This window comes from Parendozoicomonas sp. 2304DJ65-17 (assembly GCF_058148445.1).
In genome coordinates this window covers 346,155-368,453 of sequence record NZ_JBYVJV010000003.1, presented here as the reverse complement: position 1 = coordinate 368,453, position 22,299 = coordinate 346,155, and the positions used below count along the sequence as shown (strand labels likewise).

Genomic DNA, 22,299 nt, shown 5'->3' with positions numbered 1-22,299 from the left:
CTGGCCTTACTGCTCCATGGTCTTACGTGGTTGGCGCAGCAGGGCAATATCCTGTGCAAGGAAACGCAGGGTGTGGAAAGTCATCAGTCCAAAGCTGAGAACCAGCACAGAGTTGATATAGAAATAAGAGATGCCCATAACCGGCGTGGATTTTGAGGACAGCATCAGGTAATCAAAACTGAGCCAGCAGACAACAACATTCAGGAACAGAAGAAACAGGTGCAGTACGATCTGGTAACGCTGACGCAGGTGTTCCGGGAGTTGGGCAATAATAATGTCTACACCCAGGTGGAGTTTGTTTTTGTAGCAAGAACTACCACCCAGGTAGGTTGCCCAGATAAAACAGATAACGGACAGCTCTTCTGTCCAGGGGATAACAAAGCCAAAGCCATAGCGCAGAATAACGTTAAGAATAACGATTAGTACGGTGATGGAGATGGCGATACTGGCAAAGATTTCTTCAAAGTATCGGAGGATTACAGGCATGGTGCGGCTCAAGGGCTGAGTCATCAGAGTGGGCTGCACACATTGCATGTGTACAGCCCACGGAAGGAGTAGAACTAAATATGATTATTTGGCTTCACGAATTTTCTGCAGTTCCGCAAGGATCTTGCCGTGAATGCCTTCGCTCCAAGTTGGGAACTGGCTGTAAACCTTAGCAGTCAGCTCAGTGAACTCTGGCAGGTTGGACTCATTGAAAGTCACGCCTTCAGCGGTCAGCTTGTCGGTGTATTCCTGTTCCAGACGAACCAGGGCTTCGTTGTTGGAGAGGGCGCCGTTCTCCATTTCTTCGGTTACGATGGCCTGCTGTTCAGCAGACATCTGATCCCACAGTTTTGGAGAAATGTAGATACCCACGGAACCTAGGAAGTGACGAGTCAGGGACATGTTCTTGGCCACTTCGTAGATCTTGGTGGAGTACATGGTCAGGATGGAACCTTCCAGACCGTCTACTACGCCTTGCTGAACGCCAGCATAGGTTTCAGGGAATGGCAGAGCGGCAGGAGCTGCGCCCATGGATTGCAGGGTGCTGATAAACATCTGGCTCTTAGGAACGCGGATACGCATGCCTTTCATATCTTTAGCGGTCACGATCTCTTTATTAGTGATCATGTTGCGGAAGCCGAACATGTAGTCAGCGTTCAAAACCTTGATGCCTTTCTCTTCAGCCTGCTGTTTCAGGTCTTTCACCATGTCGGTGTGCATCATGGCTACGTATTCGTCGTAGCTGCTGTACAGCATGGGGCCCGCCAGAGCGGCGAAGTCAGGCACGTAGTCGCCCATGTAGGTCAGGTCTTCTACGGCAATCCAGTTGGCGCCGTTTACGACCTGTTCCATGTTGTCCTTATAGACTGGCAGCTGACCGCTTGGGAATACAGTGATGTTGATACCACCGTCGGTACGCTCACGAATCTTGTCGGTCACCTTGATCAGCTCTTTGGTGAGCAGTTCATTAGGGGTGAACACCAGGCTCATATTGATATCAATAGGCTCAACCTTTGCGGCTTCCTGAGAAGAGGCAGCCTGCTGCTCCTGGTTGTCTGAGCATCCCGTCAGCAGCAGAGTTGCTGCCAATACTGATCCGATGATCTTTTTCATCATGTGTCCCTGACGAAGGATAACGATTCCCCGAACCGGGAAACCAGAAAAGAGGTGAAAAAACAAAATCGCACGCAGAGCGACGTTTGCGCACATGGGGGTGAACCCTGCCATGATGAAAATGAATAAACAGGGCATCGAAAAATAATTTTCCACTTATTAAATGGCTAGTTTTTGTTTATTTGTTGAGCGGCTTTGTGTTGCGGGGATTGAGGCTGATGAATCCCTCCGGTAGTCTCGCTTTTACATTCGTTTATGGAATGGCAGCACTCACAATCATAAGAGGTATATCGTGAGCATCTGGAAGCGTGAAATTACCCTTGAAGCTTTAAATAACAGCCTGAAAGATACCCTGTGTGAGCATCTGGGTATGGTTGTTACTGAAATTGGCGATGATTATGTGACCGGTACCATGCCGGTGGACTCCCGTACTGTTCAACCTATGCGACTGCTTCATGGCGGAGCCAGCGTGGCACTGGCGGAATCTCTGGGGAGTATGGCTGCCAATGTTGCTGCTGAACAGGGGCATTACTGTGTTGGTCTGGATATTAATGCCAACCATATTCGTTCTGCCCGCAGTGGTCTTGTGACCGGTACGGCCAAAGCTGTTCACATTGGGCGCTCAACCCAAGTCTGGGAAATTATTATTAAAGACGACAATGATAAGTTGGTTTGCGTGTCTCGTTTGACTATGGCTGTTAAAAAAGCTTGATAACACCTTACTTTACAAAGGAATAAATCAAAGGAAAAAGAATATGGAAGCAGGGCAGCCGCTGACAATTAAAACCCCGGATATGACTTTTGCCGCATTGGCCTGGGGGCAGGAAGATGCGCCGGTTGTGCTGGCTCTCCATGGCTGGCTGGATAATGCTGCATCATTTACTCGACTGGCTCCTTTGTTGGAAGGGGTGCGGGTGATTGCTGTTGACCTGGCTGGGCATGGCTTGTCAGACCATCGTGGTGTTGGGGCTGATTATCCATCATGGTCTTATGTGGCTGATGTCATTGCGATTGCTGATGCCCTTGAATTGGACAAGATCCATCTGCTGGGGCACTCGATGGGAGCCATTGTTTCTATGCTGACGGCATCAACCATGCCGGACCGGGTAGCATCACTGACCCTGATTGATGGTTTGTGGCCTGGAAATGCTGATCATAGCGAAACAGTGGATCAACTTTCTAAAGCTATTGCATCTCGTGCCCGCACTTCACGAAGACCAAAGTCGCGATTTCCTTCTATAGATATGGCCGTGAAAGCACGAATGCTGGCAGGGTTTGGAAAAATTAGTGCGGAAGCGGCAGAAATCATTGTTAGACGTGGGCTGAAAGAAGACAATGGCCACTGGGTCTGGCGTTCTGACTCACGGTTGCTAGCGCCGTCTGCTTTGCGCATATCTGCACAGCAGTCTGCGTTAATGGTTGCAGCTGTTGAGGCTCCAGCCATGCTGGTGGCGGCAAAAAATGGTTTGATTGATAGTGCTGTTAACCGGTTTGCTGATACGCTGGATCATATTACAGTCAAAACACTGGATGGCGAGCATCACCTGCATCTTGAGGAGCAGGCCAGTGATGTTGCCCAGGTGATACAGCCTCATCTCAGTGAAGTGATGCAAGTTACTGAGATACAAGAAAACTGCTGACAAAATCAGGGTGAAACTGTGATCGGAATCGCGACTGGCTTAAAGGCATTGAGCCGCTCGGTAAAAATGGCAGGGTTGTGTGTCTGTGTGGGGTTGTCATTACCTTTACAGGCTGATGAGGGAGACCTTCCAAGTCTTGATCGTTACCCCAATGCCAGTCTGGAATTGTCTGAGTCCCGGGAGGCTCGGAATTATCCTCTGTTGTCCAGCCGGGTGAAGAAAATTCGCGGAGATATCCGGGCAGAGCAAGAAGAATGGAAGGATGGCCAGTTAGAGCGCAGAGTCTATGAAATGCCATCCGGGCATTCCAGTGATCGTGCTTTTGATTATTTTTCCAAAAAGATCAAAGCTCTGGGTGTTGATGTTCAATATGTGTGTGAGGGCAGGGACTGCGGCCCCAGCAACCTTTGGGCGAACGATATCTTTGGTGTAGCTACTCTGTATGGCCATGATCGTGAGCAGCGCTACATGCTTGCAACCCGCGAGTTGAATGGTCAGATGGAATATTATGTTCTCTATACCGTGACCCGCGGCACCCGCAGGGTTTACGCCATGATTGACCAGTTCCAGCCTTTAATGCCAACGCCATAATTCTCTTCACTTTCCCGCCGATAACTTCTGTCAGGAATGGCAGGAGTTTCGGTTATGTCCAAAACAGTCTCCCTGGTTCTCGGCAGTGGTGGTGCCAGAGGTTACGCCCATATCGGTGTGATTGAAGAATTGCAGGCCCGTGGTTATGAAATTCATGCCGTGGCTGGCAGTTCTATGGGAGCATTGATTGGCGGGTTGTTTGCGGCTGGTGAGCTGTCCAATTACAAGGAATGGGTTAAGGAACTCAACTATCTGGATGTCATTCGCCTGCTTGATCTTTCCTTTAAACATCCGGGGGTGATTAAAGGCTCTCGGGTTTTTGATGTGATCAGTGAAATGATTGGCTCCACCCGTATCGAGCAGATGCCCATATTGTTTACTGCCGTGGCTACCGACCTTCATGCCCGTAAAGAAATCTGGTTTCAGGATGGCGAGTTGTTACAGGCGATTCGGGCTTCTATAGCCATTCCAACCTTGTTCACCCCGGTGGTTTATAACGGTCGTACGCTGGTGGATGGCGGTGTATTGAATCCTCTGCCCATTGCGCCAACAGTTTCTGCTCACTCAGATATTATTGTTGCCGTGGACCTGAATGCTGATGTCGGGCCATTGGCTATGCAGTGCGAAGCGCCACCTCCCACCAAACAGCAGAAAATTCTTGATCGCTGGCTAAATAAACTGCGCTGGCGCTCCAAGAAATACTCTGAAGGTGGCGATCATGCTGAAGATGTGGTGAAGAGTGGCATGCTGGATATGTTTAACCAGTCTCTGGAAATAATGCAGGAGTCACTGGCTCGCTACAAAATGGCTGGCTATGCTCCAGACCTGCTGATTCCTGTGTCCAGAAGTCAGTGCCGCTTTTATGAATTCAACCGGGCAGATGAAATGATTCAACTGGGTCGCATAGTGACAGAAAGAGCGCTGGATCGTTATGAGGCAGGTCTTGGCTCTGGTTTTGAATACAGCTATGCCGGCAACAGCGAGCCACCAATTATTTTTCCGGGGCAGGGCATAGCTGGCTCAGAGTCATAAAGCTTTGTTTATTAGGGCTGTAATTTTCGTCCTGTTCTTTTTCAGTGCCGTGCTTCAAGCCGCTGAGTCGGTTATTCGCATCGGCAAGTTCAGTGATCCGCACACTCTTAATCCATTCCAGATTGCCAGTTCTGACAGTGCTGCACTGGCAGAGAATCTGTTTGAAGGATTAATTGTTCCCACTCCGGATGGCGGCATTGCTCCCGGGCAGGCGGAGAGTTGGCGCTTTGAAAATGATGGCCATCGTATTGCTTTTACTCTGCGAAAAGGTTTGCGCTGGAGTAATGGCGACCCGCTCACTGCGGAAGATTTTGTGGCTGGCTTTCGCTATCAGGGTGATCCGAAAAATGGCTTTATGATGGCTATTCGCCTGACCATGCTGAGGCTGGTCAATATTGATAAGGTGATGGTTGGCCAAATGGCACCGGAACAGTTAGGGGTTTCAGCTCCTGATGATCGGACGCTGGTTATTGAACTGAGTCAGCCTGTCGATCATGCCTTGTACCTTCTGACGAATCAGTATCCTTTGCACAGACCCACCTTGAAACGCTATGGCGAGCACTGGGCCAAGGTCGGGCAAATGGTCGTTAATGGCGCCTACCAGCCGGTAAGCTGGGTTTTGAATGAAAAAATTGAACTGATACGAAATCCCAAATATTACGATGCTGGCAAGGTTCGCATAGAAAAAGTGGAGCTATTCCCTTTCTCTGCAGATACCGAGTTAAAGCAGTATGAAGCTGGCTTTCTGGATATGACCTACACGGTTTTACCGGGTCGCTATGAATGGCTGAAAAAGAAGTTTGGCTCGGAGCTGAAGATAAACCCTTCTTCCGGAACCTATCTTTATACCTTTAACCTGGATAATCACCGGTTTCAGAATCCATCTCTCCGTCGTGCACTGGCCTATGCCATTGACCGGAGGATGATTACTGAAAAAGTTACCGGCTATTCCATGAAACCAGCGGTCAGTTTTGCCCCAGCAAAGAGTCTTGGTGACAGCCTTCCTGAAGATACGCCTCTTGCCGGTATGAACCAGAAACAGCGTGAAGCTGAAGCTCGGCGTTTATATAAGGAAAGTGGTCATGGGCCAGACAACCCGGTGAATGTTGAAATCCTCTATAACACCTTGGATAGCCACAGGGTTATTGCTTTGGCAGTTGCCGATATGTGGAAACGTGTTTTAGGGGTGAAGACCAGCCTTCGCAATGTTGAGTGGAACTCTCTTGAAGCCGTAGTAAAAGAGCGGAAGTTCGATGTGGTACGTACTGGGTGGATAATGGGGCACCCGAATCCCTGCTTTATGTACCAGATTTTCCATCACGATGCGCCTTCTAACTCATCCCACTACAACAGCATAGAATTTGAGCAGGCTTTCAGTCATACCTGTTACGGAAATGACCCGGCTTTACGCAGCCAGAGTTTGACTCGAACAGAAGAAATTCTGGATCGGGATATGCCAGCTATTCCCATTTACCACTACATCGGAGCAAGACTGGTGAGGAATCGGGTACAAGGCTATCCGGCACCGGGTAAATACCCTGTGTTCCGAATTCAGGATCTCTGGCTGAAAGAAGAAAAATAAATGGGGCTATTGTGACGTAGGTTGGGTTAGACGCGAAGCGGCGTAACCCAACATCCTAGTATGTCGTTTGCGTCAACGAGGCCTGCTCAGCAGTACATAAACAGCCCCGGTTCCGCCATCAACAGGCAAACAGGAAGCAAAACCCAGTACGCCGGGAATCTGTTTGAGCCAGGCATTCACATAACTTTTCATAGTTTCCTGCCGCCCCCACGAAGAGTGGGACTTACCGTGAACTACCCGCACTGTGGTGTAGTGGTTCTTGCGACAGAAACTGATAAAACGCTGCAACATATCCCGGGCATCTTCAAAGGTGTAGCCGTGAAGATCCAGGTTGTACTGAACTTCCAGTTTTCCTAACCGAAGCTTGGCTAGCTTACTGTGCTGCAGGCCTGGCTGAAGATGTTCGATATATTCTTCCGGAGCAATAGCGACTAAGTGGGTGTCAGATATCCCATCAGCCTCAATGGTGTTCTCAACAGTGGCCTGCCTGCGACGCAGGCGCATGGTGAATTCCGGAATTTCGTTTTTGCGTGAAGCCTTGGTATCGGCTTTGTTCTGTTTCAAAGGGCGCACGCCGGCCATCTCCTTGGCCAGAAGCTCTTTATCTTCGTCGTCTACCATCGTCTGTGCACCATTACTGGGATGTTGTCCCGCAATCTGAATTCAAAAAAACTATGTATCGCTTTTCAGAGGTTTCTGTCAAACCTCTAGGCTGGGTGATTGATTCTTTTATCGAAAAGGATTTTGCACTTGCTGCTATGGATTTCGTCTGGTGATTGCTATGTATTAATCAGTTTTTGGGAGGCAGTAGACTATGAAACTTCTTGTGGATACACATACCCATTCGGTATCTAGCGGACATGCTTACAGCACGGTTCTTGAATTAGCTCAGGCCGCTTCAGAAAAGGGGCTGAAAATGTTTGCCCTGACTGATCATGCTCCAGATATGCCCGGCGCTCCTCACCGCTGGCACTTTGCCAACAGTTATGTGATTCCGCGATTCCTGCATGGAGTTGCTTTTCTCCGTGGGGCTGAAGCCAATATTCTCAATGATGATGGTGATATTGATCTTGAACCTATGATTCTCGGGCGGCTGGATTGGGTGATTGGTAGTTTGCATGAACCGGTGCTGCCGCCGTCTACCAAAGAAGCCCATACTCGTTTGCTGGTAAAGGCTATGAAGGCAGGAGCTATTGATGCCGTAGGCCATCCCGGCAACCCAAACTATGACATCGATGTGGAAGAGGTGGTGCGAACAGCTGCAGACCATAATGTCGCTCTGGAGATTAATGGTTCATCGCTTTTGAAATCACGTCCTGGCAGTGCACCTAGGTGCGAAATTATTGCAGAGTGTGCCAGAGACTATGGAGCCTTTATGACCACCGGCAGTGATGCCCATTTTGCTGGAGATGTTGGCCGCTTGGAGCCCTGCGCCAAACTGTTGGAGAAGGTCGGTTTTCCTGAAGAGCGAGTGATTACCAGACATCCTCAGGCACTATTGGAATTTCTTCAACTGAGAGGTCGGGAACCTATCCCGGAATTTAAAACTCCCAGTTAATTGCTCCGACTAGTGGAATGAAATAGCCGCTACACTGTTGCCCTGATAGAATTCACCGCTTTTTAGTGCGAAGGATTGGCAATGTCCGGACATCTTCAAGATAACCTGACTGACACTGATGGCCTGCAGACCATTGGTGACTGGTTACGCTGGACTTACAGCCGCTTTAATGAGCATGACCTGTTTTTCGGTCATGGCAGTGATAACAGCTGGGATGAAGCCTGTTATCTGATATTGCAGGCTTTGGAGCTTCCTTGGGATTTTGACCAGAGCCTGTATGGCTGCCGGTTAACGGCAACCGAATCCACCCATTTGCAAAACCTGGTTCGCCGAAGAATTGAGGATCGAGTGCCTACGGCTTATCTGTTGAACAAAGCCTGGTTCTGTGAATTGCCGTTTTATGTTGATGAAAGGGTACTGGTTCCCCGTTCTCCCATTGCAGAACTCATTCAGAACGGTTTCCAGCCATGGATGGGCAATGTTCAGGTTGATCGTGTCCTTGATCTCTGCACTGGCTCTGGCTGTATCGGTATTGGCTGTGCGCAAACCTATCCAGAAGCGCAGGTTGATCTGCTGGATCTGTCTCCGGACGCTTTGGAAGTGGCACGCATTAATATTGATCGCTTCGAACTTTGGGATCGGGTTCAGGCGGTAGAATCTAACCTGTTCTCAGCGCTGGAATCCGAAGAAGAAAAGCCTCAGTACCAGATTATTGTGACTAATCCTCCGTATGTTGATGCCGAGGATATGTCTGACCTTCCAGACGAATACCACCACGAACCGGAGCTTGGTCTGGCGGCAGGTAATGATGGCCTGGATTTGGCTCGTACAATTCTGCGGGAAGCTCGTAACTATCTCACCGATGACGGTATTCTGGTAATGGAAGTGGGTAACAGCTGTTTTGCCCTGGATGAAGCCTTCCCTAACGTACCGTTTACCTGGCTGGAGTTTGAGCAGGGGGGTCATGGAGTATGTCTGCTGACAGCAGTAGAGCTGGATCAATACCGGGAAAGCTTCGCTTGATCATCCTTTACCTGTAGCGCTACGTATTGAGCAGGGTATAATCCTGCTCAATTCTGTATCTGAAGAACAATAACTGTCGGCGGAGCATTATGGCAGGCAATACAATTGGTAAGCTGTTCACTGTTACAAGCTTTGGCGAAAGCCACGGGCCTGCTCTGGGGTGCATTGTGGATGGTTGTCCTCCCGGGCTGGAACTGTCTGTTGAAGATTTGCAACAAGATCTGGACCGTCGTAAGCCCGGAACATCCAAGTTCACCACTCAGCGTCGTGAGCCTGATGAAGTAAAAATTCTGTCCGGAGTTTTTGAAGGCAAGACCACTGGTACACCCATTGGGTTGCTGATTGAAAATACTGATCAGCGTTCACGGGATTATTCCAATATCAAGGATATCTACCGTCCTGCCCACGCAGACTACACCTATAACCACAAGTATGGTTTCCGGGATTATCGTGGGGGTGGTCGTTCTTCAGCTCGAGAAACAGCCATGCGTGTAGCGGCTGGTGCGATTGCCAAAAAATATCTGGCGACTTTTGGTATTGAAATTCATGGTTATCTAGAGCAGATGGGCGATATCCGTGTGGAATCTTTTGACTGGAATGAAGTGAGTAATAATCCCTTCTTCTGTCCGGATGCTTCCAAGGTTCCAGAGATGGAAGAGCTGATTACCAATCTTCGAAAAGCTGGCGATTCTGTAGGGGCCCGTATCACTGTGGAAGCAACCGGGGTGATGCCGGGGCTAGGCGAACCTGTTTTCGATCGTCTGGATGCCGATCTTGCTCACTCCCTGATGAGCATTAATGCCGTAAAAGGTGTGGAGATAGGCGCTGGTTTTGACTCCGTAAGCCAGAAAGGTTCCGAGCATCGGGATGAAATCACTCCCGAAGGATTTCTTTCCAATAATGCTGGTGGTGTGCTTGGTGGAATTTCCTCCGGCCAGACCATTCGCGCCAGTATTGCTCTGAAGCCGACTTCCAGCTTGACCATTCCGGGGCGCTCCATTGATGTGCATGGTAATCCGGCGGAAGTGATTACCAAGGGCCGCCATGATCCCTGTGTGGGCGTAAGAGCCACGCCGATTGCTGAGGCGATGATGGCTATCACTCTGATGGATCATCTGCTGCGCCATCGTGGTCAGAATGCCGATGTTGAGTGTGCAACACCTGTGATTCCCTCTGAAGCCTGAGTCTTTGTAACAGGTTCATCAAAAAGCCGAACTTTCCATAAGGAAGTTCGGCTTTCTGGTTTTTATTGTCAGTAAATCTCTCTTTTTGAAACCATCGTGCTGCGAAAAATGCGGCAGGATCGCTCGATGCGGTCTATACCTGCACCCTCGTACATATCACTTACTTATAAAAATATATTTACGCAGGTGAAAATAACGACTGCGAGGGGAGGCGTTATGGTTGTAAAGGTTGCCAGTAGTTCCCTGACAGGACATTCGTCCGGTCATCTTCGTTTCACACTCTTATCACTGGCAATCGCCGGGGCCTTTTTAGGTCAGTCTTCACAATCCCATTCCGCCGGTTTGTCATTAGTCGACTTTAACTCTGTGTCTGCATTTGGCTCTGCGGGTGCTGGCCGAGGCGTAAATACCGATGCCTCTGTCATGAGCACAAACCCTGCCGGTATGGCTTTGCTGGGTAGACAGCAGTTTGTGGCTGGAGGTATGGGAATTTTTGCCGGAGGCGATGCTAAGGGTACCTATAACACCATGGTTCTGGATGACCCAAGGGGAAGAACTTATCACCCAGATGCCGATATCCAGTATTACCAGACGTTCGGCAGCCAGCAGAATTACAAGGATTGCACAGGCTTTGATGGCGACCCGTCTACCTGTTACGAGGTGCATGGTAAGTCTGATGATTTCCTGCTTCCGAAGTTTGTCCCCTCTCTCTACTACGCTCAGCCAGTCACAGATCAGCTATGGGTTGGTGTTGGGGTTTATGCCTCTTTTGGTGGAGAAACCAAATACAAAATTGAATCGCCATTCCGGTATCAGGCGCTGGATAGTCAGACTCGTGTTGTGAATGTCCAGCCAACAGTTTCCTGGAAGTTTGATGACTCTCTGGCTGTTGGTGCCGGGTTGATGATTTCAGCTGGTCATCTGGAAATGGGCAGAATGCTCAACCCATGGGCCGGAGCAGTGACTGATGCCAGTGCCATGATTGATGGCGATGGGGTTGGGGTTGGTATGAATCTGGGGATTATCTGGAAACCACTGCCTCCCCTTAGTCTTGGGCTTGCTTACCGGTCACCGGTAAAGATTAAGTTTGAAGGTGATCTGAGGGCTAACGGAATACCCGGTCTGGGAACGGTGATGGGGCGTTATGCTGAAAGCACATACGATCCAAATGATCCAACCACCTACCCTGAACCAATCCCAAATGCCCAGGCTTCCGCGCAATGGATTATTGCCAATCGTCCGGGAACCATGAAGGAAGACTCCAAAACCACCATCAAGTTTCCGGAGGCTGTTGATCTCAGTCTTTCTTATGAACTGGATGACCACTGGACTGTTCTTGCTAACGCTACCTGGACCCGCTGGAGTCGTATGGAGCGCTTCAAGGTAACCGCATCCGGTTCCCCGGCAGGGCAGAGAGCCTCGGATATTGTTTCGGTCAGCAACGGCGCACCGGGAAGTAATGTTGTGGCCTGGGTACCTCAGGACTGGTCTGATGTCTGGTCTATGGCATTAGGTGGGCAGTACCGTTTCAATGACAAGCTGTTGTTCCGTGGTGGTTATGCCCTGGATAAATCACCCACATCGGACTCTACCCGCACCGCCCGTATTCCTGACAATGATCGCCAGTGGCTGACAGTGGGGGCCGCTTATCAATTGAACCAGCGTTACTCGCTGGATGTTGCCTACGGCTATATGTGGATGAAGTCATTCACTGTTCATGATGCCAACCACAAAGTTGATGGCAGCCGCCAGGGTACAAATCCGGCCACCGCCAGTTTTGAAGACCCAGGTGCTACCACCGCTAAATACCGCAATATGCATGCGCATACTCTTGCAGCCCAACTGACTGTGAAGTTCTGAGAGAGAGTGGAAATATGATGTTGAAACAGCGAATGCTTTCAGCTTTTTACGGTGCTTTGCTGACCGTTTCGGCAACTATGTCAGCAACTATGGCCGTAGCCAATGAAAACTGGAAGCCTTACCCCAGTGATCTGTTCAAGCCTGACCTGACCGGAGACAACCTTGCCAAAGAGTGGCCCAATATCTCCAGGGCAACCCGTGATGCATTTCCAGAGGATCCCGCGCTTCAGGATGTGTGGCGTGTCCACTTTGAAGGTAACTTTGCTGATGCCAAAGCCAGAGGATTGGCCCTTGGAACACCTCAGGGTAAGTACGTGGCTTATCGTGCCCAGACCATCTATGCCATGTATATGACTCCCCAGCCTCCAGTTGGTGGAGAAGAAAGTGCGGAACGGACGGTTCTGTTAAAAGAAGCTGCCGATGAATTGAGAGCTCTGGTAGACGATATGGACAGTGGCAAGATTGAATCGTCACTGCAGATTCGTTTCTGGTTTGCTTATGCCATGGGGCGCTATGTTGAAATTATGAAGCCAACATGGGGCGTGTTGACCAAAAAGGCCAAAGTGAAGGAGATGCTCAAATATGCCAGCAATATTCCTCCAGCATCGGATATTCCAGCTTTCCACGCCTTTAGAGGTGGTGTATACGCTGCAATATATGATGACGGCTTCCTAGCCAGAACTACCTTCCGTGGTTACATTGAAAATTGTGAAGGCACCATTGTTGGCTATGAAGAGGGTTCTTTAAGCCAGTTTAAGTGTGCAGTTAAAGCATTAGGTGCAACACCTTTCCCTGAACTTTATAACAGCTATGCCAAAGCCTTGTTACAGCTGAACAGCAAGGCGTACCAGGATGAGGCTGAAACCTATAAGCAATATGCCACTGGAGCCAGCACTCCTCCTGGCGTGGATAATATGATTTTCAGTGCTGAAGACGCTATGGCTCGTAATGCCGCAAAAAAGCAGTAAAGCAGAAGGTTAAAGAGGAGCAGGTTTCAGGGAATAGTACGCCTAAGAGTTAACTATTCCCTGAAAAGGTTTATGAGTTGGCTTTCTGCAAAGCTACTTCATTTAAAAGTATTTTTACTGAGCGGAGCATTACTTGCTCCGCTTCCTTTCTTCCCGTCAAGCCTGCACGTTTAACTGTCTCTCCCCAGTTTTGGCATTGCAGTAATCTGGCAGTTAATACGATTAACTCCGCTTCTGATAATTTGTCTTTGTATAAAGGTAAAAGCTGACAGGTTAACTGAGACAGTTCGGGAAGAGTGGCATCGAAGGTTCTGTTTTCATTGCAGTAATCCTGAAGATTCTGAATCTCGAAATTTGTCAGACTTGGCTTCTGAGCAAATAGTGCGAGCAAAACCTGAGTCTCAAGATTGCTGAGTACATGATGGCTGAGTAGGGGGAGGGACTTTTGAAAACGAGCACAACAATTGTTATCCAATGCTTTGCCCAACGCTGAAAGCCCGGTAGTGACGATTACGCTATGGCAGCCACTGGCATTATTACGGGTACTGCCAATATGGGCTGGTCGCAAATTGCATTTGTTCCAGAAACCTAGGAGTTCAGGTGTTGCTCCAAAGCTACTCCCGAGAATATCAAAGCCCTGATCTGTCATGGCACTTTTCAGGCGATCCATCAGATGCTTGCCAAGTCCACTCCCCTGAACCGCAGGATGTACAGCAATCCGCATGACCCGGGCCATTTTCAAAGTAGGCGCTTCACAAAAACCACCATGTGCTGCCAAAGTTTGCGGCAATAAATGTCCCTGGGGACGTCTTTTTCCTGACCAAATTTGTGTGGACAGCTCCTGATCAAAACCACCTTCATGGCTGAGCAGTGAGGTGGCAATAATATTGCCATGTGAAGACAGGGTGGCAATGCTCAGATCTTCACGGTCAAGGAGCTGAACCAGATCGTCGGGGCGGGTCTGGTAATGAGCATTTACCAGCAAACCAAACAGCTCGTTCAGAGTCTGTTCATCATGGATAAGATCACTTCCAGTCTTCAAAGAAAACTGCGTATTTTGCAAAGATTTGGCTTCAACGAAATTATCCGGAGCAGGCTCTGCGTTAAGCATCAGAAGCTTCGCGATGAGCTCCTCCGCTGGATCATTGGCTGACCAGCGGATGGGAGTGCTAAGTTTGCAGCGTTGCCATTTAGGGGTGATTGCATCCAGCGTTTTACGAAAGCGTATGGCAAAGCCCCGCCCTGTACCTTCATAGCCATGAATTGTGCTGGCAAACACAATGCGGGAATACTTTTTCAACAGCTTCTCCAGAAGAGGCGCTGGGATAGCCGCCGCTTCATCCACCATAACCAGATTGGCTTCAGGTTGAGTGCTGGCCAGTTCATCGGGAGCTATAAATTGCAATTGACTATTGTCTGAGGTAATGGTGTTTTTATGAGCATCAGCACTCTCGGAAAGGCACTCGGCTGTATGGTGAAACACAGTGTCCGCTGTTTTGCGGGATGGGCCGGTAACCAGAATACGAACTTCATGATCCTGCATCAGTTGAGCGGCAGCTATTCCAAGGGCTGCTGATTTACCTCGGCCCCTATCTGCGGTGATAACCAGAGGGCGTCTTCGATGACCAGTTAGTACTCGTTTTATTGCAGTGATGGCCTGCTGTTGGTCAAAAGTAGCTGCTGGTGGTGTTGGCTGTTCGTGCTCTAAAAAAAGCTCTTTACTATCGAGTTGAATAGCACCGGAAATAAATGCGTTTTCAAAAAGAGTTGGCAGGTGACTCTCTTTTAGCAAGCGGGCAGTTCGCTTATGAAAAGGGGAGTCTCCTGGCCATTGAAACTCTGGGGGTAGAAGTAAAACCAGCAAACCGCCACCGTTCAGAGCGCCAGTAACAATGCCAAGGGCGTTTGCAGGAATGGTTTGGGTGAGATCAAGAATCAATCCATCAATAGATTGCCCAAGTAACTTGCTGGCTTTCTTCCATGGCAAAACCTCCAGTTCATTCCAACTCTGATCACTGAAAAAGAAAAAATCTTTTCTACAGTGTCTCTGAAGGTTGGTGATTTGTTCTGAAAGCCATGATTGGTTGCCTGAAAACAACAATGGCAGGCGGTGGTTATTCCGCTCTGCCGTATTCAGTGCATAGGCAAGAAAAGGGGCAAACTCGTTGAAATGATTATGGTTCATGCAGGTGTATCTGTTCCGGATACCGGCAGTGTATCAGTTTCTCCAGAACGATGGGGTCAGCAGAACCAGAACAGTAATAATCTCAAGGCGGCCCATCAGCATGCCGAAACTCAGCACCCATTTGGCGGCATCGGGAAGATTAATAAAGTTACCCGCCGGGCCTATCAGTTCACCAAAACCGGGGCCGACATTGCTGACCGCAGTAATTGAACCACTCATACTGGTGACCATATCCAGCCCCATAGCGGAAAGCAGAATGGTCATAATGGCAATCAACAGTGCATAGAAAAAACAGAAAGCCACCATGGAGCGAAGAATGTCGTTGGTGATTTCTACACCGTTGTAGCGATGAACCAGAAAAGCTCTCGGATGGCTGACCTGCTTCAGCTGCATAAGCAGCAACTTGAAGCCAATCTGGAAACGGAAGATTTTAATACCTCCCGCTGTAGACCCGGAACAGCCGCCCACAAACATCAGAAAGAAGAATACAGTTGTGGCTAATCCGCTCCAGGCACTGTAATCCGTCAGAGCATAGCCTGTGGTGGTCACTACAGATGTGGTGTTGAAGGCAACAAGTGTCAGGCTATAAAAGAAGTTCCAGTCGTTGGTCAAGGTTTGCCAGAGTGCCAGAGCAACCCACACAATAGCCATAAAACCAAGAAACGCCCGAACCTGACTGTCTTTAAACAGATCTTCTGAGTAGCCTTTGGTGCACTTCACAAACAGCACAAAAGGGAGACTGCCCAGAAGCATAAAGATAGTGCCATTCCAGTAAATCCAGGAATTAGTAAAGTGGCCCATGGAGGAATCTGAAGTGGAATAACCACCGGTGGAAAGAGTGGTCATGGAATGGTTGATCGCCTCAAAAAGAGTCATTCCCCCTAGCTTGTAACCAATAGCGCACAGCAAACTTAGGATGAGATAGGTGGCCACAACCCGTTTAGCGATGGAGCCGGAACGGGGCATACATTTATCCGACCAGTCTGAAGATTCGCTCTGGAACAGGCGCATACCACCGACTTTCAAAAACGGCAGAATGGCCACAGCCATTACAATAAAGCCTATCCCGCCAAGCCACTGCAGCAGTGAGCGCCACAGGAGAACGCCTTTATCAACCTGATCCAGTCCTGCCATAACTGTTGAGCCGGTTGTGGTGACTCCAGACATGGTTTCAAAAAAGGCGTCAGTGAAACTCATATCTTCAATCAGCACGAACGGCAGGGCACCGAAAGCACTGAGGGTGACCCAGCTCAGGTTGGTGAGAATAAAAATCTGGCGGGGATCAAGGCGGAACTGTGCTGTACGGGTTATCAAAACACACAGGCCACCGGCCAGAAATGTCCATATAGCCGATTCGAAGAAGGGCGCAGCATGAGGGCTGCCGAGTGTGAGGTCGCAAAGTGCCGGAACGAGCATCAGCAGGCCAAAGACCATGGTGAAAAGGCTGATGACATACAGGACCGGTTTAAGATTCATTGTTGAATTACTGCTTCATAGACAAGACCGCGTAGTTTCATTCAGCAGAAGACTGGTGTAATTACGGGTTTGTACGTGGTTTTGGTCGTTTCTGCCTTTGGAAATTACTGCTGCTCAAGCAGATCAATCAACGCTTGTCCGGCATTAGACAGTGTTCTGTCCCGATGATGAACATAGCCCAGGCTCCGGGTTATGGACATATTCTGCGGGGTGATGTCTATAACTTCTTCGGTGAGCATAGTGTGTGGCAAAACACTCCAGGCCAGCCCGATACTGACCATCATTTTCAGAGTTTCGAGGTAGTTGGACTCCATAACCACATCGAGCTTCAGCCCACTCTGGGCAAAGTGTTTATGGACAATAGAGCGGGTAAAGGTGTTGTGGCCGGGGAATACAGCCGGATGTTCGCTGATTGTTTCAAGGGTGGCATTGTCATATTGGGCGAGAGGGTGTGTACCGGACACCATGAAAATTAAGTTGTCTACCCAAATTTCTCTGGTAATAAACCGGTCGCTTTTCTGTTCCGGTGCAATGGTGATAATCCCAAGTTCAATCTCACCCCGCTGAACGCCTCCATAGGCCCACTCGGAATCTACAAAGCGAATATCCAGAGAAACATCCGGGTAGAGCTGGTTGAACTTTTGCAGAATCGGAGGCAGCCGGTGCAGGCCAATATGGTGACTGGTAGCAATACTTAACCGGCCACTGATTCTGCCAGAAAGGTTGGAGAGTGCCTGATGGGTGTCTTCTATATCCCGGAGAATATGACGTGCACGTTCGATCAGCAATTGGCCGGCCTCGGTCAGCATCACAGATCGGCCAACCCGGTCAAACAGGCGGACATTCAGCAGACTTTCCAAAGTTGCGATACGTTTGCTGATCGCTGGTTGCGTAAGGTGTAATTGTTCCCCGGCAAGAGAGAATGAACCTGTTTGCGCAACGGCCAGAAAGGCGGTCAGATTTTGGCTATCCATCTGTTTTTGATCATTGATTAACCCATTTTTCTTCGAACTCTATATCTATTCCTAATGGTTATCAAATAGATAAAAAATATGAATTTGTTTTATTTGTGAGGCTGGCATAGGATGCGGGTACAAAGAGAAAAATGATTGCCGTATCGCCGTTGAACCCGTCTACCTTGCGGGTTAGAGCAAAGCCTGAGGAGGAAGCTATGGCTGGAAAAACCCTCTATGACAAATTATGGGATGATCATCTGGTGATGAGCCGTGATGATGGCTCAGCTCTCCTTTATATAGACCGTCAGCTACTCCATGAAGTGACTTCTCCCCAGGCGTTTGAAGGCCTGCGTATGGCTGGCCGCAAACCGTGGCGTTTAAGTGCCAACCTGGCGACTCCCGATCATAACGTTCCTACAACCGTGAATGAGCGGGAAGTGGGTATTGAAGGAATTGTGGATCCGGTTTCCAAGATTCAGGTTCAGACCCTGGACGATAACTGCGGTGAATTCGGCATTGTTCAATATGCCATGCAGGATATTCGTCAGGGTATCGTTCATGTGGTTGGCCCGGAGCAGGGCGCGACTCTGCCTGGTATGACCGTTGTGTGTGGTGACTCCCACACCGCTACCCACGGTGCTTTCGGTGCACTGGCCCATGGTATTGGAACCTCCGAAGTTGAACATGTTCTGGCTTCCCAGTGCCTGGTGGCCAAGAAAATGAAAAATATGCGGGTGCGTGTAGATGGCAAGTTGGGTCACGGTGTCACCGCCAAAGATATTGTTCTGGCTGTGATCGGTAAGATTGGCACTGCTGGTGGTACCGGTTGTGCCATTGAGTTTGCAGGCACAGCGATTGAAGCTCTGTCCATGGAAGGTCGTATGACCATCTGTAATATGGCGATTGAAGCCGGTGCCCGTGTTGGTCTGGTGGCCGTTGATAACACCACGATTGATTACGTGAAAGGTCGTCCGTTTGCGCCGGAAGGTATGGAGTGGGAAGCTGCAGTCAACTACTGGCATACACTGCATTCCGATGTGGATTCCGTTTTTGATTATGAGGTGATTCTCGACGGTGCGGATATCCAGCCACAGGTGACCTGGGGAACATCTCCGGAAATGGTTGCTCCGGTAGACGCCTTCGTTCCCGACCCGGAAGCCGAAGAAGATGCCACCAAGGCTGATGGTATTCGCCGTGCCTTGCAGTATATGGGGCTGGAAGCTGGTCAACCGCTGACATCCATTAAGCTGGATCGAGTATTTATTGGTTCCTGCACCAACTCCCGTATTGAAGATCTTCGCGCCGCTGCCGTGGTGGTGAAAGGCCGCAAGGTGGCTGAGTCTATCAAGCAAGCCATGGTTGTTCCCGGCTCTGGTCTGGTGAAGCAGCAGGCGGAAGAAGAAGGCTTGGACAAAATCTTTGTAGAAGCCGGTCTGGAATGGCGCGAGCCTGGTTGTTCCATGTGTTTGGCAATGAACGCAGACAAACTGGGTGAAGGTGAGCACTGTGCCTCTACCTCAAACCGGAACTTTGAAGGTCGCCAGGGCTTTGGTGGCCGTACTCATCTGGTGAGCCCGGCCATGGCCGCAGCCGCAGCGGTAACAGGGTACTTTATTGATGTTCGCGAGCTGGTGAAGGAGGAGCAGGCATAATGAAAGCATTAACTGTTCATAAAGGATTGGTTGCTCCCCTGGATCGGGCGAATGTCGATACCGACATGATTATTCCCAAGCAGTTCCTGAAATCCATTAAGCGCACCGGGTTTGGTAAAAACCTGTTTGATGAGCTGCGTTATCTGGATGTGGGGCAGGCGGATCAGGATTGCAGCGGCCGCCCGGTAAACCCTGATTTTATTCTGAATCAGCCACGTTATAAGGGTGTGTCTGTATTACTGGCTCGCCAGAACTTTGGTTGTGGTTCCAGTCGTGAACACGCTCCCTGGGCGCTGGATGATTTTGGTTTCCGTTGTGTTATCGCTCCCAGCTTTGCGGATATCTTTTATAACAACTGTTTCAAGAATGGTCTGTTACCCATTGTTCTTTCAGAAGAAAGTGTGGATGAACTGTTCCGTGAATGTGAAGAAGAAGGCTATAGCCTGACCATTGACCTTGAACGACAGGTTGTTGTTAAGCCGGACGCTAGTGAACTGGCTTTTGAGGTTGACCCATTCCGCAAAGAGTGCCTGCTCAATGGACTGGATGAAATTGGTCTGACCCTGAAAGAAGCTGATGCTATTAGCGCTTTCGAAAAGAAACACGAACAAAAATTCCCGTGGTTGTTCCGGGAACTGGCAAATTAAGAATTAATAACAGGCAATTCAGGCGGGCAGGTAACAACCAGTTCGCCTTCAGGAGTTAAACAAATGAAGAAAGTTCTGGTACTGCCCGGCGATGGCATTGGTCATGAAATCGTGGCTGAAGCCGTGCGCGTTCTTGATGCGGTAAAAGAAAAATTTGGTCTGGCGATTGAGACCGACAGTGCGCTGGTGGGTGGTTCTGCTATTGATGCCACTGGCGTTCCTCTGCCAGAGGAAACCCTGGTCAAAGCCAAAGAAGCCGATGCACTGTTGCTGGGTGCTGTTGGTGGTCCCAAATGGGATGATCTGGATATGGCTATTCGTCCAGAGAAAGGTTTGCTGGGCTTGCGCTCCAACCTGGAGCTGTTTGCCAATCTCCGCCCAGCCACTCTCTATCCGCAGTTGGCAGATGCCTCTTCTCTGAAGCCTGAGATTGTCAGCGGTCTGGATATCCTGATTGTTCGTGAACTGACCGGTGGCATTTACTTTGGTCAGCCTCGCGGCATCCGCACCTTGGAGAATGGTGAGCGCGAAGGTTTTAACACCTACGTTTACAGCGAATCTGAAATTGAGCGCATTGGTCGCGTAGCTTTTGAAGCGGCACAGAAGCGTGGTGGTAAGCTTTGTTCCGTTGATAAGCATAATGTTCTGGAAGTGACAGTGCTGTGGCGGGAAATTATGGACAAGCTGGCGCCGGAATATCCGGATGTTGAACTGTCTCATATGTATGTAGATAACGCGGCTATGCAACTGGTGCGTGCACCCAAACAGTTTGATGTGATGGTTACCGGCAATATGTTCGGGGATATTCTGTCTGACTGCGCTGCCATGCTGACTGGTTCCATCGGTATGCTGCCGTCCGCTTCTCTGGATGCCAATAACAAAGGTATGTACGAGCCGGTTCATGGTTCCGCCCCAGATATTGCCGGGCAGGATCTGGCTAACCCACTGGCAACGATTCTCTCTGTTGCCATGATGCTGCGTTATTCCCTGGGTGAGACTGAAGCTGCCGATGCCATTGAACAGGCGGTCAGCAAGGTTCTGGATGCAGGTATCCGTACCGGTGATATCTGGTCTGAAGGTTGTGAAAAGGTGGGCACCCGCGGCATGGGTGACGCCGTTGTTAATATGTTGAATAGCTAACGCTGAGAGGTTTTGGCCGTGAAAAAGGTAGGTTTAATCGGCTGGCGAGGCATGGTGGGTTCCGTGCTTATGCAGCGTATGGAGGAAGAGGGCGATTTTGCCCACATCGAGCCGGTATTTTTTACTACGTCTCAGGCTGGGCAGCCTGGTCCTGCACATCTGGTTGGTGGGGCCGCTGTACCGGCACTGAAAAGTGCTTACGATATTGATGAACTCTCTGATATGGAGATTATTATCTCCTGTCAGGGCGGTGACTTTACCGGTGAGGTTTATCCCAAACTGAGAGAGTCCGGCTGGAGTGGCTACTGGATTGATGCAGCTTCCAAACTGCGTATGGACGACAGCGCCGTTATTATTCTCGATCCAGTGAATCGTTCGGTGATTGATCAGGCTCTTGAGCAGGGCGTGAAGACCTATGTTGGCGGTAACTGTACTGTCAGCCTGATGCTGATGGGGCTGGGCGGCTTGTTCCGTGAAGGTTTGGTGGAGTGGACATCGGCCATGACTTATCAGGCTGCCAGTGGTGGCGGTGCTCGCCATATGCGTGAGCTAGTCAGTGGCATGGGCGTTATTCGTGATGCTGTAGCCGATGAACTGGCTGACCCAGCTTCAGCTATTTTGGATATTGATCGTAAAGTTGCTGACACCATTCGTACTGGCCTCGACACCACCGAGTTTGGCGCACCTCTGGCCGGAAGCCTGATTCCTTATATTGACTCTCAGCTGGCCAACGGTCAAAGCCGTGAAGAGTGGAAAGGGCAGGCAGAAACTAACAAGATTCTGGGTCGTGAAAGTAACCCTGTTCCCGTGGATGGTTTGTGTGTCAGGGTAGGGGCTATGCGTTGTCACTCTCAGGCACTGACTTTGAAATTGACAAGTGATGTGCCAATGGCTGATGTGGAGTCCATTCTGGGTGAAGCAAACGACTGGGTGCAGGTTGTGGCTAATGACCGTGATGACTCTATGCAGAAGCTGAGCCCCGCTGTTGTTAGTGGTGGATTGAATATTCCTGTTGGCCGCTTGCGGAAAATGAATATGGGGCCTGAGTACCTGTCTGCATTTACGGTAGGTGATCAGCTTTTATGGGGAGCAGCAGAGCCTCTGCGCAGAATGTTGAATATTGTTTTGGGTAAGCTCTAACCCATTAATTTCTCAAAATAGAATAAGCCCGATTAAGGCATCTTTAATCGGGTTTTTTTATATGTC

General features: G+C 49.6%; 20 protein-coding genes. 14 read left to right on the top strand and 6 right to left on the bottom strand.

Features of this window, described 5'->3' with window-relative positions:
* Positions 1-6: 6 nt before the first annotated feature.
* Both ACY2RR_RS11040 and ACY2RR_RS11035 read right to left on the bottom strand, forming a co-directional pair.
* Positions 7-510, bottom strand: a complete 504-nt coding sequence (locus ACY2RR_RS11040) for a TRAP transporter small permease (protein ID WP_490108200.1) — start codon at positions 508-510, stop codon at positions 7-9.
* A 60-nt stretch (positions 511-570) separates the two neighbouring features.
* Positions 571-1,695, bottom strand: a complete 1,125-nt coding sequence (locus tag ACY2RR_RS11035) for a C4-dicarboxylate TRAP transporter substrate-binding protein (protein WP_490108199.1) — start codon at positions 1,693-1,695, stop codon at positions 571-573.
* 196 nt (positions 1,696-1,891) lie between these two features.
* Between ACY2RR_RS11035 and ACY2RR_RS11030 the strand changes: the two genes are divergently transcribed.
* From ACY2RR_RS11030 to ACY2RR_RS11010, 5 genes are read left to right on the top strand one after another with little or no spacing between them, the layout of a single operon-like run.
* The gene (locus ACY2RR_RS11030) at positions 1,892-2,311 is read left to right on the top strand and encodes a hotdog fold thioesterase (protein WP_490108198.1); all 420 of its coding nucleotides are present in this window, start codon (positions 1,892-1,894) and stop codon (positions 2,309-2,311) included.
* A gap of 43 nt (positions 2,312-2,354) precedes the next feature.
* Positions 2,355-3,239, top strand: coding sequence for an alpha/beta fold hydrolase (locus ACY2RR_RS11025; protein WP_490108197.1), 885 nt, complete (start codon positions 2,355-2,357; stop codon positions 3,237-3,239).
* A gap of 18 nt (positions 3,240-3,257) precedes the next feature.
* Positions 3,258-3,830, top strand: a complete 573-nt coding sequence (locus ACY2RR_RS11020) for a DUF4892 domain-containing protein (protein ID WP_490108196.1) — start codon at positions 3,258-3,260, stop codon at positions 3,828-3,830.
* 54 nt (positions 3,831-3,884) lie between these two features.
* The gene (locus tag ACY2RR_RS11015; protein ID WP_490108195.1) at positions 3,885-4,862 is read left to right on the top strand and encodes a patatin-like phospholipase family protein; all 978 of its coding nucleotides are present in this window, start codon (positions 3,885-3,887) and stop codon (positions 4,860-4,862) included.
* Positions 4,863-4,911: 49 nt separating this feature from the next.
* On the top strand, positions 4,912-6,444 hold the full coding sequence (locus ACY2RR_RS11010; RefSeq protein WP_490108194.1) for a peptide ABC transporter substrate-binding protein: 1,533 nt from the start codon (positions 4,912-4,914) through the stop codon (positions 6,442-6,444).
* A gap of 72 nt (positions 6,445-6,516) precedes the next feature.
* Here ACY2RR_RS11010 and ACY2RR_RS11005 read toward each other — a convergent pair whose 3' ends face one another.
* On the bottom strand, positions 6,517-7,065 hold the full coding sequence (locus tag ACY2RR_RS11005) for a Smr/MutS family protein (RefSeq protein WP_490108193.1): 549 nt from the start codon (positions 7,063-7,065) through the stop codon (positions 6,517-6,519).
* Positions 7,066-7,258: 193 nt separating this feature from the next.
* Between ACY2RR_RS11005 and ACY2RR_RS11000 the strand changes: the two genes are divergently transcribed.
* The 5 genes from ACY2RR_RS11000 to ACY2RR_RS10980 all read left to right on the top strand — a co-directional run bounded on the left by ACY2RR_RS11000 (position 7,259) and on the right by ACY2RR_RS10980 (position 13,037).
* Positions 7,259-8,002 carry a phosphatase gene (locus ACY2RR_RS11000; RefSeq protein WP_490108192.1) on the top strand — a complete coding sequence of 248 codons (744 nt, stop codon included), beginning with the start codon at positions 7,259-7,261 and terminating at the stop codon, positions 8,000-8,002.
* A gap of 81 nt (positions 8,003-8,083) precedes the next feature.
* Positions 8,084-9,025, top strand: a complete 942-nt coding sequence (gene prmB / locus ACY2RR_RS10995) for a 50S ribosomal protein L3 N(5)-glutamine methyltransferase (RefSeq protein WP_490108191.1) — start codon at positions 8,084-8,086, stop codon at positions 9,023-9,025.
* A gap of 89 nt (positions 9,026-9,114) precedes the next feature.
* Positions 9,115-10,209: a chorismate synthase gene (gene aroC / locus ACY2RR_RS10990; RefSeq protein WP_490108190.1), complete on the top strand. Its 1,095-nt coding sequence runs from the start codon at positions 9,115-9,117 to the stop codon at positions 10,207-10,209.
* 216 nt (positions 10,210-10,425) lie between these two features.
* Positions 10,426-12,069: an OmpP1/FadL family transporter gene (locus ACY2RR_RS10985; protein ID WP_490108189.1), complete on the top strand. Its 1,644-nt coding sequence runs from the start codon at positions 10,426-10,428 to the stop codon at positions 12,067-12,069.
* A 14-nt stretch (positions 12,070-12,083) separates the two neighbouring features.
* Positions 12,084-13,037: a hypothetical protein gene (locus ACY2RR_RS10980; RefSeq protein WP_490108188.1), complete on the top strand. Its 954-nt coding sequence runs from the start codon at positions 12,084-12,086 to the stop codon at positions 13,035-13,037.
* A gap of 70 nt (positions 13,038-13,107) precedes the next feature.
* On the opposite strand, the gene ACY2RR_RS10975 is transcribed toward ACY2RR_RS10980, so the two are convergent.
* The 3 genes from ACY2RR_RS10975 to ACY2RR_RS10965 all read right to left on the bottom strand — a co-directional run bounded on the left by ACY2RR_RS10975 (position 13,108) and on the right by ACY2RR_RS10965 (position 17,672).
* Entirely contained in the window at positions 13,108-15,222 is a 2,115-nt protein-coding gene (locus ACY2RR_RS10975; RefSeq protein WP_490108187.1) for a tRNA(Met) cytidine acetyltransferase TmcA, read from the bottom strand.
* Between the two features lie 33 nt (positions 15,223-15,255).
* The gene (locus tag ACY2RR_RS10970; protein ID WP_490108186.1) at positions 15,256-16,698 is read right to left on the bottom strand and encodes a TrkH family potassium uptake protein; all 1,443 of its coding nucleotides are present in this window, start codon (positions 16,696-16,698) and stop codon (positions 15,256-15,258) included.
* A 104-nt stretch (positions 16,699-16,802) separates the two neighbouring features.
* Positions 16,803-17,672 carry a LysR family transcriptional regulator gene (locus ACY2RR_RS10965; protein ID WP_490108185.1) on the bottom strand — a complete coding sequence of 290 codons (870 nt, stop codon included), beginning with the start codon at positions 17,670-17,672 and terminating at the stop codon, positions 16,803-16,805.
* Positions 17,673-17,869: 197 nt separating this feature from the next.
* Here ACY2RR_RS10965 and leuC point away from each other — a divergent pair, with 197 nt between their 5' ends.
* From leuC to asd, 4 genes are all read left to right on the top strand, one after another.
* Positions 17,870-19,306 (top strand): 3-isopropylmalate dehydratase large subunit, encoded by a 1,437-nt coding sequence (gene leuC, locus ACY2RR_RS10960; RefSeq protein ID WP_490108184.1) that lies wholly within the window; start codon positions 17,870-17,872, stop codon positions 19,304-19,306.
* Complete coding sequence (leuD, locus tag ACY2RR_RS10955; protein ID WP_490108183.1) at positions 19,306-19,953, top strand: 3-isopropylmalate dehydratase small subunit; 648 nt, start codon at positions 19,306-19,308, stop codon at positions 19,951-19,953. The genes leuC and leuD overlap by 1 nt, the downstream gene beginning before the upstream one ends.
* Before the next feature lie 63 nt (positions 19,954-20,016).
* Positions 20,017-21,093 (top strand): 3-isopropylmalate dehydrogenase, encoded by a 1,077-nt coding sequence (gene leuB / locus ACY2RR_RS10950; RefSeq protein ID WP_490108182.1) that lies wholly within the window; start codon positions 20,017-20,019, stop codon positions 21,091-21,093.
* An 18-nt stretch (positions 21,094-21,111) separates the two neighbouring features.
* Positions 21,112-22,233, top strand: a complete 1,122-nt coding sequence (gene asd / locus ACY2RR_RS10945; RefSeq protein WP_490108181.1) for an aspartate-semialdehyde dehydrogenase — start codon at positions 21,112-21,114, stop codon at positions 22,231-22,233.
* The last annotated feature ends 66 nt before the right edge of the window (positions 22,234-22,299 follow it).

Excerpts from the sequence above, each read along its gene's own strand:
- aroC (WP_490108190.1), top strand. The coding sequence starts at position 9,115 with ATGGCAGGCAATACAATTGGTAAGCTGTTCACTGTTACAAGCTTTGGC.
- ACY2RR_RS11005 (WP_490108193.1), bottom strand. The coding sequence starts at position 7,065 with ATGGTAGACGACGAAGATAAAGAGCTTCTGGCCAAGGAGATGGCCGGC.
- ACY2RR_RS10970 (WP_490108186.1), bottom strand. The coding sequence starts at position 16,698 with ATGAATCTTAAACCGGTCCTGTATGTCATCAGCCTTTTCACCATGGTC.
- leuB (WP_490108182.1), top strand. The coding sequence starts at position 20,017 with ATGAAGAAAGTTCTGGTACTGCCCGGCGATGGCATTGGTCATGAAATC.
- ACY2RR_RS11035 (WP_490108199.1), bottom strand. The coding sequence starts at position 1,695 with ATGTGCGCAAACGTCGCTCTGCGTGCGATTTTGTTTTTTCACCTCTTT.
- ACY2RR_RS11015 (WP_490108195.1), top strand. The coding sequence starts at position 3,885 with ATGTCCAAAACAGTCTCCCTGGTTCTCGGCAGTGGTGGTGCCAGAGGT.
- prmB (WP_490108191.1), top strand. The coding sequence starts at position 8,084 with ATGTCCGGACATCTTCAAGATAACCTGACTGACACTGATGGCCTGCAG.
- leuD (WP_490108183.1), top strand. The coding sequence starts at position 19,306 with ATGAAAGCATTAACTGTTCATAAAGGATTGGTTGCTCCCCTGGATCGG.
- ACY2RR_RS10975 (WP_490108187.1), bottom strand. The coding sequence starts at position 15,222 with ATGAACCATAATCATTTCAACGAGTTTGCCCCTTTTCTTGCCTATGCA.
- ACY2RR_RS11040 (WP_490108200.1), bottom strand. The coding sequence starts at position 510 with ATGACTCAGCCCTTGAGCCGCACCATGCCTGTAATCCTCCGATACTTT.
- ACY2RR_RS10965 (WP_490108185.1), bottom strand. The coding sequence starts at position 17,672 with ATGGATAGCCAAAATCTGACCGCCTTTCTGGCCGTTGCGCAAACAGGT.
- ACY2RR_RS10980 (WP_490108188.1), top strand. The coding sequence starts at position 12,084 with ATGATGTTGAAACAGCGAATGCTTTCAGCTTTTTACGGTGCTTTGCTG.
- ACY2RR_RS11025 (WP_490108197.1), top strand. The coding sequence starts at position 2,355 with ATGGAAGCAGGGCAGCCGCTGACAATTAAAACCCCGGATATGACTTTT.
- ACY2RR_RS11000 (WP_490108192.1), top strand. The coding sequence starts at position 7,259 with ATGAAACTTCTTGTGGATACACATACCCATTCGGTATCTAGCGGACAT.
- ACY2RR_RS10985 (WP_490108189.1), top strand. The coding sequence starts at position 10,426 with ATGGTTGTAAAGGTTGCCAGTAGTTCCCTGACAGGACATTCGTCCGGT.
- leuC (WP_490108184.1), top strand. The coding sequence starts at position 17,870 with ATGGCTGGAAAAACCCTCTATGACAAATTATGGGATGATCATCTGGTG.